This is a genomic window from Promicromonospora sp. NPDC059942 (assembly GCF_042731755.1).
Classification (GTDB): domain Bacteria; phylum Actinomycetota; class Actinomycetes; order Actinomycetales; family Cellulomonadaceae; genus Promicromonospora.
In genome coordinates, this window is sequence record NZ_JBHWLR010000018.1 from 32,486 (window position 1) to 42,140 (window position 9,655).

Sequence of the window (9,655 nt, forward strand, 5' to 3'; positions counted from 1 at the left end):
CGAGGTTTCGAAACGCTCCCTTTCGGCCCCTGTCTTCCCCCTTTGGCGGGGACAGAAAGGAGAAAAACCCCGGGCCTCGAAGGGGATCGGCGACCAGCCCGGCGGCCGGACCAGGTCATCGGCACCTCGGCGCGCACGGCAAGATGGGGGCGTGCTGCGCATCGACGACCCCCGGTTCTCCTGGCCCCTGCTGACCCTCGACGAGCCGGCGCTCGACCACAACATCGCGACCGTCGCGGACGCCTTCGCCGCCGCGGGCGTGGAGCACGCCCCGCACGTCAAGACCCACATGTCCCGCCAGATCTGGGAACGGCAGGTCGCCGCCGGCGCGTGGGGCGCCACCGTTGCCACACCCGCGCAGCTCCGCACCGCGCTCGGCTGGGGCCTCCCCGGCGCCGGGCGGCGCGCCTTCCTCGCCAACGAGCTCGTGGACCCCCGCGAGATCGCCTGGCTCCGCAGCGCGCTGGGCGACGGCTCCGCGGACGAGGTCTGGGTCTACGCCGACTCCGCGCGCGGCGTCGACCTGCTCGCCGCCGGGTTCGCGGGTGCCGCGCCCGAGGTCGCGGCGCGGCTCGGCGTGCTCGTCGAGCTCGGCGTCCCGGGCGGCCGCACCGGCGTACGCACCGTGGCCGACGCCGTGGCGCTCGCGCGCCGCGTGCACGACGCCGGGCTGCGCCTGGTCGGCGTCGCCGGCTACGAGGGACCCGTGGCCGGCGGGACCAGCGCCGAGGAGCTGGCCGCCGTCGGCCGCTGGTGCGACGGGCTGCGGGACGCCGGGGCGCAGGTCGCGGACCTCGTCGACGGGCCCGTGGTGCTGAGCGCGGGCGGCAGCGCCTTCGCCGACGTCGTGACGCAGCGCCTCGGGGAGCCGCTCACGGCCGCCGACGGCGCGCCCGTCCCGACCCGCGTCGTCCTCCGGTCCGGCGCCTACGTGACCCACGACCACGGCCACTACCTGCGCACCGACCCGTGGACCCGCCTGGGCGCCGAGCCGCTGCGCCCCGCGATCACGGTCTGGGCGTCGGTGCTGTCCGCTCCCGAGCCCGGGCTGGTCATCTGCGGGATGGGCCGCCGCGACGTCTCGTTCGACATCGACCTGCCGACGCCGCTCGTCGTGCGCCCGGCCGACGCCGACGGCCGGCTGGGGGAGGCCGGCGAGCTGTCCGGCGTCACCGTGACCGCGCTCAACGACCAGCACGCCTACCTGTCCCTCGACGCGGCGGCGGACGGCGGGGCCGACGGCGGCCTCCGGCCCGGCGACGTCGTCGGGTTCGGCATCTCGCACCCGTGCACCACGCTCGACAAGTACCGCACCGCCCTGGTGACCCGAGGCGACGAGGTCGCCGAGCAGGTCACCCTCAGCTTCTGAACCACCACCGAGATACCCGCAAGGAGAACCAGATGACCGCGAAGACCGCCATCTCGACCCCAGCCGCCCCGGCGCCCGCGCACACCTTCCACCAGGGCGTGCGGAAGGGACCGTTCGTGCAGGTCTCGGGCCAGGGCCCCATGGACCCGGCGACGAACGAGTACGTGCACCTGGGCGACGTCGCCGCCCAGACCACCCGCACGCTCGAGAACGTCCGGGCGATCGTCGAGGCCGGCGGTGCGACGTTCGACGACGTCGTGATGCTGCGGGTCTACCTCACCAAGCGCGAGGACTTCGCAATCATGAACGAGGCCTACGGCGAGTTCGTGACCAAGCACTGCCCCGGGGGCGTGCTGCCGAGCCGCACCACCGTGTTCACGGGGCTCCCGCGCGAGGAGATGCTCGTGGAGATCGACGCGCTCGCGATCACCGACTGACCCGGCACGGACCACGGCCCTGACTCGACGAATGCGGTTCGTCGGGTCAGGGCCGTGGTGCGTCGGCGGGGCCGGGGGACGAGCCGGGCGGGGTCAGTCCGCCGGGGCCGGCTCCGGGTCGGCGGCGGGCGGCGTCGGGCCGGTGGACCGGGCCCTGGCGACCTGCCGGCGCACGCCGACCACCACCAGCAGCACCAGGCCGGCCAGCAGGAGCCACGGCGTGATCGCGCCGAGCACGAGGACCACCACGTTGAACGTGCTCACCAGGGCGCTCCACCCCGCTGACAGGCCACCGACGAAGCCGCCGGGCCGGGCCTGCGCCGCCGGCGTGCCCTCCGCGACGATCTCGACGTGCAGGGTGGACATCGCCACCTCGTCCGAGAGCCGGTTCCGCTCGGACACCCGTGAGTCCAGCTCGGCCTGACGCGTCGCCAGCTCGGCCTCGATCTCGATGAGGTCGGCGGTGCGGTCGGCGTCGGCCATGAGCTCGCGCAGCCGGTCTGTCGAGGTGCGGAGCGCCTCGATGCGGGCGTCGAGGTCCTGCGCGGTGCCGGTCACGTCCACCGTCTCGACGTGGCGGTCGCGCACGTCGCCGAGCTCGTCGAGCGCGTCCAGCGTGGCCGAGACGCGGTCCGCGGGGATGCGGAGCGTCATCGACGCGCTGCCCAGCTCGTCGTCGGTCTCGGCCCGCTCGTCCCGGGCCTCGACGCGGCCGCCCGCGTCCTCGACCAGGTCGGCGATCTTCTCGGCCGCGCCGAACGGGTCGTCCACCACGAGGGTCGCGTTGCCGGTGGTGATGAGCTCGCGGTCGACGGCCTCCTCGCGGGCCTCGGCGACGCCGATGGCGCCGGCTGCCGCGTCGGTCGCGGCGTCGGGCGCGGCCAGCTCGCTGCGTGCGCCGTCGCCGCCGGTCGCCGCCTCGGAACCGCTGGAGTCCCCTGCTCCGCCGCCCGAGCATGCTGCCAGGGACACGGCGAGCGCGCCCCCGACGACTGTTGCCAACAGTGCGTGGACGAGTCGGCGCGCGGGCGGGCCCGCGTCCCCCAGGGCAGACCGGTTGCGCATCATGGGACGAGCGTAGGAGCCAGGAAGTGCCGGAAGCCGCCTCACCTGAGAACTGTGATCCCTTTGTGAACTTGTGGGCCCGGTGACCCGATTTTTCATCGCTTATGCGCGGTTCTTGATCACGTTCCGGTCACGCCGTGCTCCTCGCGCCCGCGTGCGGCAGGCTCGGTTTCGTCAGGCACGTGAAGTAATCCGTCCACGTCGAACAGGGTGTGTCCCACGCCAGGAGCAGCGTGACCCAAGTAACAGTCTTGTTACGGGTCATACCGGGCAATGGACAGGGACTCTGTTAAGGAGGTCTACTAACAAACATGGCGACGGCGACAGAACGCAGCGGCACCGGGCGAGGGCTCGGGGCACGGCTGCGCGCGACGTCCAAGGTGCTTCCCGAGCACGCCAGGGCGCACAACCGGTCCCTGGTGCTGCAGCACCTCTTCCACGAGGGGCCCACCTCCCGGGCCGACCTCGCACGAGCCACCTCGCTCACCCGCGTCACGATCTCCGACCTGGTCTCGGTGCTCATCACCGAGGGCCTCGTCGAGGAGCTCGGCACACGGCCCGGCCAGCGCGTGGGCAAGCCCGCGATCCTGGTGGGCCTGCGCACGGACGCCTACCAGATCGTGGCGGTCGACCTCACCGAGCACGGCCACATGCGCGGCGCGGTGCTCAGCCTCACCGGCGAGATCATGGTGCGCCGCCAGCTCGACATCGACGGGCGCACGGGCGACGAGCTGGTCGACCTGCTCACCCGGTTCGTCCGGCGGCTCGTCGCGGCGGCCGGTCACCCCGTGATCGGCGTCGGCGTCGGCTCGCCCGGCATCATCACCCTGGACGGGCGCGTCGTCGAGGCGCCCAACCGCGGCTGGTACGACGTGCCGCTGGCGGAGATCCTGGGCGAGCGCCTGGGCCTGCCCGTGCACGTCGCGAACGACGCCAACACCGCGGCGCTCGGCGAGTTCACCTACGGCGGGGCGACCGGCAGCATGCTGGTGGTCACCGTGGGCGCGGGCGTCGGCGCGGGCGTGGTGGTCGACGGCGTGCGGGTGCACGGCCAGCGCGACGCCGCCGGCGAGATCGGCCACGTCACCGTGGTCGACGACGGCGAGCCGTGCGCGTGCGGCCGCGTGGGCTGCCTCGAGACGGTGCTCTCCGTGCCGGCGCTGCGGCGCGCGGTCGCGGACAAGAGCCCAGAAGATTCCGACGCCGCCCTGGCGTCGGCCGGCCGGGTGCTGGGCGTGACCCTCGCCCCGGTCGTCAGCGCGCTCAACCTCACGGAGGTGCTGCTGAGCGGTCCGCGCGACCTGCTCGACGGCCCCCTGCGCGAGGCTGCGCTGGACACCATCCGACAGCGGACCATGCCGGCCATCAACACCGGCCTGCAGCTGCGGATGGCCGCACTCGACGAGGACGTGGTGCTGGCGGGTGCCGCCGTCCTCGTGCTTTCCGCCCAGCTGGGGGTCTCGTGAGCATCAGTGCGCACGCGTGGGCGGTGGGCATCCCATCGAGCTTTCCCTTTGTTCCGCGACACACGGTCGTATCCCGGGAGGAACCCACACGTGAAGAACAACCGTCTCGTCGGCGCTGCGGCGTCGGCGATCACCCTGACGCTCGCGCTCAGCGCCTGCGGTAACGCCGGCGGCGCTGCCGCCCCCGAGGAGACCGGCCCCGGCGAGGTCCGGGTCTGGCTCGTCGGTACCGACACGCCCCCCGAGGCGCGCGACTACCTCAAGAAGACGTTCGAGGAGGAGAACCCGGGCAGCACCCTCACGATCGAGGAGCAGGCCTGGGACGGCCTCGTCGACAAGTACACGACGGCGCTGGCCGGCTCGGACGCCCCCGACGTGGTCGAGATCGGCAACACGCAGGCTGCCGCGTTCACCTCGAACGGCTACTTCCGTGAGATCACCGCGGACGAGTTCGAGAAGCTGGGCGGCTCCGACCTGCTCCCCGGCTTCGTCGAGGCCGGCGACTGGGACGGCAAGCACTACGCCCTGCCGTACTACTCGGGTTCGCGCGTGGTCTTCTACTCCGAGCAGGTCCTGGGCGACACCAAGGTGCCGACCACGCTCGACGAGTACGTCGAGACCGCCGTCGACCTGAAGACGGACGACCTGTCGGGCGTGTACTGGCCCGGTCAGGACTGGTACAACGCGCTGCCCTTCATCTGGGAGAACGGCGGCTACGTCGCCGAGCAGGCCGAGGACGGCACGTGGGACGCCGGCTTCTCCTCCGAGGGTGGTCTCGCCGGCCTGGAGCAGATCCAGACGATCATGACGAAGGGCAACAACGCCCCGTCCGACGCGCAGGAGACCGACCTGCAGGTGCCGTTCTGCGAGGGCAAGGTCGCCTTCCTCTCGGCCCCGAGCTGGATCCAGTGGTCCATCAACGCGCCCGAGAAGCCCGAGGACCCGGACGGCGTGCCGGGCTGCGCCTCCACCTACGGCTCGGACCTTCAGGGCCTGGCCCTGCCGGGCAAGGACGGCGGCGCCGCGCAGGTGTTCGCCGGTGGCTCGAACATCGCCATCGCCCAGAAGTCGGCCCGCCCCGACCTCGCGATGAGCGCCTACGAGATCCTGCTCAGCGACGAGTACCAGTCCATCCTCGCCGGCATCGGCCTGTTCCCGGCCAAGACCTCGCTCTTCGAGAAGGTCGACCAGTCGACCTCGATCGGCAAGGCCGCCGCCGAGGCCGCCGCCAACGCGAAGCTCACGCCGGCCTCCCCGAAGTGGGCCGACGTCGAGTCGCAGAGCCTGCTGCAGACCGCCTTCTCGCGGATCGCCGCCGGCGACGACGTGAAGACGGTTGCCGAGAAGCTGGACGCCGACATCGAGGCGATCCTCAACAGCTGATCGTCGTCAGCACGACTTCCCGTCCCGCCCGGTGACCTCAGGATCCCGGGCGGGACGGGACACCACTGCCCGTCTGACGCCGTCGGCCGCTCCCACGCGGAGCGCGGCTGTCGTGCGCCTCGCAGGAAGACAGGACATGAGCTCCACACTTCTCGACCCACCGGTGGCCGCGCCCCACCAAGAGATCCGGCAGAAGAACCGGACCCCCTACCTGCCGTGGCTGATGCTCTCGGCCACGATGATCCTGCTCGGTGTGCTGACGGGCTACCCCGTCCTGCGCCTCGTCGTGATGTCGTTCCAGGAGTACGAGCGCGCCCAGCTCATGGGCATGCCCGCCGAGTGGGTCGGGCTCGACAACTACGTGACGATCCTGACCGACGTGGACGGTTTCTGGACCGTCCTGCTGCGCAGCTTCGTGCTCATGGTCGTCCTCGTGGTGATCACGATGGTGCTCGGCATGCTCGTGGCGCTGCTGATGATCCGGGTCGGCAAGGCCTTGCGGCTCCTGGTGTCGGTGGGCCTGCTGCTGGCCTGGGCCATGCCGTCGCTGGCCGCGACCACCGTGTGGGGCTGGATCTTCGACACGCAGTACGGCGTGGTGAACAACCTGCTCACGGCGCTCACCGGGGACCGGTGGTTCGGCTACTCCTGGCTGCTCAACCCGTTGTCGTTCTTCACGATCCTCACCTGCATCGTCGTATGGGGCGCGGTGCCGTTCGTCGCGTTCACGCTGTACGCGGGCCTGACGCAGGTCCCGGAGGAGGTCATGGAGGCGGCGCAGCTCGACGGCGCGAGCGCGTTCCAGCGCTTCCGGCTCATCCAGGTGCCCTACGTGCGCAGCATCATCACCGTGCTCGTGGTCCTGTCGATGATCTGGGACCTGAAGCTGTTCACCCAGGTGTTCGTGCTGCAGGACATCGGCGGCGACCGTGAGCTGACCAACACCATCGGCGTCTACATCTACCAGATGGGCATGGCCCAGGGGCACTACGGCCTGGCGAGCGCGATCGGCGTCGTCTTCGTCGTCGTCATGCTGGCCATCGCCTATCCCTACGTGCGCCGCACGCTGCGGGAGGACGAGCAGTGATCAAGATCCGTAAGCGCCTGGCCGACACCGGGTACGGCGTCATCGCCGTCATCGTCTTCGCCCTGTCGGCGTTCCCCGTGTACTGGATGGTCAGTACGTCGTTCCTGCCGAACAACCGGATCCGCGGCGAGAACCTGGCGTTCTTCCCGACGCCGGACGTGTTCACCCTGGACAACTACCGCTCGGCGATGTTCGGCCAGGTGCGTGCACCCTTCCCGCCGGCCGTGGCGAACTCCATCGGGGCCACTTTCCTGACGCTCGTCATCACCCTGGTCGTGGGCTTCGTCGCGGCGCTGGCCCTGACCCGGTTCCAGTTCAAGGGCCGCCGGACGTTCATCCTGCTGATCCTGGTCGTCCAGATGATCCCGGGAGAGGCGATGATCATCTCGATGTTCCGGATCGTCGACGGCTGGCAGCTCCTGAACACCATCATCGGCCTGACCATCGTGTATGCCGCCGGTGTGCTGCCGTTCACCATCTGGACGCTGCGCGGATTCGTCAACGGTGTACCCAAGGAGCTGGAGGAGGCTGCCATGATCGACGGGTGCTCCCGGGTGGGCGCGTTCTGGCGGGTCACGTTCCCGCTGCTCGCGCCGGGCCTGGTGGCCACCGGCGTGTTCGCCTTCATCCAGGCGTGGAACGAGTTCGTCATGGCGCTGGTGATCATGCAGCGGCCCGACGCGATGACCCTCCCGCTCTGGCTGCGGACGTTCGTGCAGGCCACGCAGGCCACCAACTGGGGTGCGGTGATGGCCGCGTCGGTGCTCATCGCCATCCCCGCGGTGATCTTCTTCCTGATCGTGCAGGGCCGGATGACCGGCGGGCTGGTCTCCGGCGCGGTGAAGGGCTGATGGGCGGTCGGCGGAAGTCCGGCAGTGGCAGTTCCACGGGTAGGTCGAGCAAGCGAAAGGTCGGGATGGGAAAGGTCGGCAAGCGGGAGGGTGGCGCCCGGTCGGTGAGCGGGAGCGCGCCCGAGTACACGGTCGGCCTCGACATCGGCGGCACCAAGATCCTCGGTGCGCTCCTCGACCCGGCGGGCGAGGTGGTCGCCACGGTGCGCCGCTCCACGGTGCACGGCGCCGAGGGCCTGGTCGCCGGCGCGGCGCAGGCGGTGCGGGACGTGGTGGAGTCCGGCGGGGTGGAGCTCGCGGCAGTGATCGGCGTCGGGCTGGGCATCCCCGGCATCGTCGACCACGTCTCCGGCACCGTGAAGCACGCGGTCAACCTGGGGGTGCACGACGACGAGCTGCCGCTCGCCGACCTGCTCTCCCTGGCCCTGGGCGGCGTGCCGGTGGTGGTCGAGAACGACCTCAACGTGGCCGCCGTCGGCGCCGCGCACGTGCTGGAGCGCTCGGAGAGCCCGGCGGGCGGGACCGGCGGGGCGCCGGAGCACGAGGACCTCGCGTTCCTCGCCCTGGGCACGGGCCTCGCGTCCGGCCTGGTGCTGGACGGCGAGCTGCGCCGCGGCGCGAGCGGCGCGGCGGGCGAGATCGGGCACATCCCGGTGGACCCGCTCGGGCCGGAGTGCCCGTGCGGTCAGCGCGGCTGCCTGGAGCGGTTCGCGTCGGGCAAGGCGCTGGAGGCGGCGTGGCCGTCGCGGTACGGCAAGCCCGCCCCGGTGGAGCTGTTCGAGGCGGCGCGGGCCGGCGACGAGGAGGCGATCGTGGTCAAGGACCGGTTCGCGTCCGCGACGGCGTCCGCCGTGCGCCTGCTGGTGCTCGCCACCGACGTCCGGCACGTCGTGCTCGGGGGCGGCGTCGCGCTGCTCGGCACCGAGCTGCTGGACGCGGTGCAGGACGCGCTGCGCGAGCAGGCCAAGGTGTCGTCGTTCCTCGGGTCGCTGAAGCTCGCGGACCGGGTCAGGCTGGCGCCGACGCACGTTCCGGTCGCGGCGGTGGGCGCCGCGGTGCTGGGGAGGAGGAGCTGATGGAGGTCGTGATCGCGCCGGCGGCTGAGCTGGCGAGGCTGGCGGCGGACGCCGTGGAGGGTCTGCTGCGCGCCAACCCGGAGACGGTGCTGGGCCTGGCCACGGGCTCTTCGCCGCTGGCCGTGTACGACGAGCTGGCCACCCGGCACAAGGAGGGGCTCTCGTTCGCGCGGGCCCGGGCGTTCATGCTCGACGAGTACGTCGGCCTGAGCGCGGACCACCCCGAGCGGTACCGCAACGTGATCGAGAAGGAGTTCGCCTCCCGCGTCGACCTGCCGGCCGGGGCCGTGCAGGGACCCGACGGCCTCGCGGAGGACCTGCCCGCGGCGTGCGCCGCGTACGAGCAGGCGATCACGGACGCCGGGGGCGTGGACCTGCAGCTCCTGGGGATCGGCACGGACGGGCACATCGCGTTCAACGAGCCCGGCTCCTCGCTCGCCTCCCGCACCCGGATCAAGACCCTGACGAAGCAGACCCGGGAGGACAACGCCCGGTTCTTCGGCGGCTCCGTCGACGACGTGCCGCGGCACTGCCTCACGCAGGGCCTGGCGACGATCATGTCGGCGCGGCACCTGGTGCTGCTCGCGTCCGGGCGGGCCAAGGCCGAGGCCGTGCACCAGCTCGTGGAGGGCCCCGTCTCGGCGATGTGGCCCGCCACGATCATGCAGCTGCACCCGCACGCCACCGTGCTGGTCGACGACGCCGCGGCCTCCAGGCTGCAGCTCGGTGACTACTACCGGCAGACCTACGCCGACAAGCCCGACTGGCAGGGTCTTTAGGCTGCAGGGTCTGTAGCCACGTGTCGGGGGGGGGGGGGGGACCAGGGGGGTGGGGGGGCGGAAAGGGAGGGGGGGGGGGGTGGGGGAGGGGGGGGGGTGGGGAGGAAAGGGGGGGGGAGGGGGGGGGAGTAAGTGGGTGGGG

9 protein-coding genes are annotated in these 9,655 nt (G+C 71.8%); 8 read left to right on the forward strand and 1 reads right to left on the reverse strand.

The annotated features are described in order from the left end of the window. Window positions 1-151: 151 nt before the first annotated feature. Complete coding sequence (locus ACFV9Q_RS23605; RefSeq protein WP_377236430.1) at window positions 152-1,369, forward strand: alanine racemase; 1,218 nt, start codon at window positions 152-154, stop codon at window positions 1,367-1,369. A 32-nt stretch (window positions 1,370-1,401) separates the two neighbouring features. Further along, on the forward strand, window positions 1,402-1,806 hold the full coding sequence (locus tag ACFV9Q_RS23610; protein WP_377236431.1) for a RidA family protein: 405 nt from the start codon (window positions 1,402-1,404) through the stop codon (window positions 1,804-1,806). Window positions 1,807-1,899: 93 nt separating this feature from the next. Here ACFV9Q_RS23610 and ACFV9Q_RS23615 read toward each other — a convergent pair whose 3' ends face one another. Then, window positions 1,900-2,874: a DUF4349 domain-containing protein gene (locus ACFV9Q_RS23615; RefSeq protein WP_377236432.1), complete on the reverse strand. Its 975-nt coding sequence runs from the start codon at window positions 2,872-2,874 to the stop codon at window positions 1,900-1,902. A gap of 308 nt (window positions 2,875-3,182) precedes the next feature. On the opposite strand from ACFV9Q_RS23615, the gene ACFV9Q_RS23620 reads away from it, so the two are divergent. The 6 genes from ACFV9Q_RS23620 (at window position 3,183) to nagB (ending at window position 9,513) form a co-directional block, all read left to right on the forward strand. Further along, complete coding sequence (locus ACFV9Q_RS23620) at window positions 3,183-4,337, forward strand: ROK family protein (RefSeq protein WP_377231585.1); 1,155 nt, start codon at window positions 3,183-3,185, stop codon at window positions 4,335-4,337. A 90-nt stretch (window positions 4,338-4,427) separates the two neighbouring features. Then, the gene (locus ACFV9Q_RS23625; RefSeq protein ID WP_377236433.1) at window positions 4,428-5,720 is read left to right on the forward strand and encodes an extracellular solute-binding protein; all 1,293 of its coding nucleotides are present in this window, start codon (window positions 4,428-4,430) and stop codon (window positions 5,718-5,720) included. Window positions 5,721-5,856: 136 nt separating this feature from the next. After that, window positions 5,857-6,807 (forward strand): carbohydrate ABC transporter permease, encoded by a 951-nt coding sequence (locus tag ACFV9Q_RS23630; RefSeq protein WP_377231587.1) that lies wholly within the window; start codon window positions 5,857-5,859, stop codon window positions 6,805-6,807. Next, window positions 6,804-7,658 (forward strand): carbohydrate ABC transporter permease, encoded by an 855-nt coding sequence (locus tag ACFV9Q_RS23635; protein ID WP_377236434.1) that lies wholly within the window; start codon window positions 6,804-6,806, stop codon window positions 7,656-7,658. Before ACFV9Q_RS23630 ends, ACFV9Q_RS23635 begins: the two co-directional genes overlap by 4 nt. 65 nt (window positions 7,659-7,723) lie before the next feature. Next, window positions 7,724-8,734 carry an ROK family protein gene (locus ACFV9Q_RS23640; protein WP_377236435.1) on the forward strand — a complete coding sequence of 337 codons (1,011 nt, stop codon included), beginning with the start codon at window positions 7,724-7,726 and terminating at the stop codon, window positions 8,732-8,734. Further along, window positions 8,734-9,513: a glucosamine-6-phosphate deaminase gene (nagB, locus tag ACFV9Q_RS23645; RefSeq protein ID WP_377236436.1), complete on the forward strand. Its 780-nt coding sequence runs from the start codon at window positions 8,734-8,736 to the stop codon at window positions 9,511-9,513. Before ACFV9Q_RS23640 ends, nagB begins: the two co-directional genes overlap by 1 nt. The last annotated feature ends 142 nt before the right edge of the window (window positions 9,514-9,655 follow it).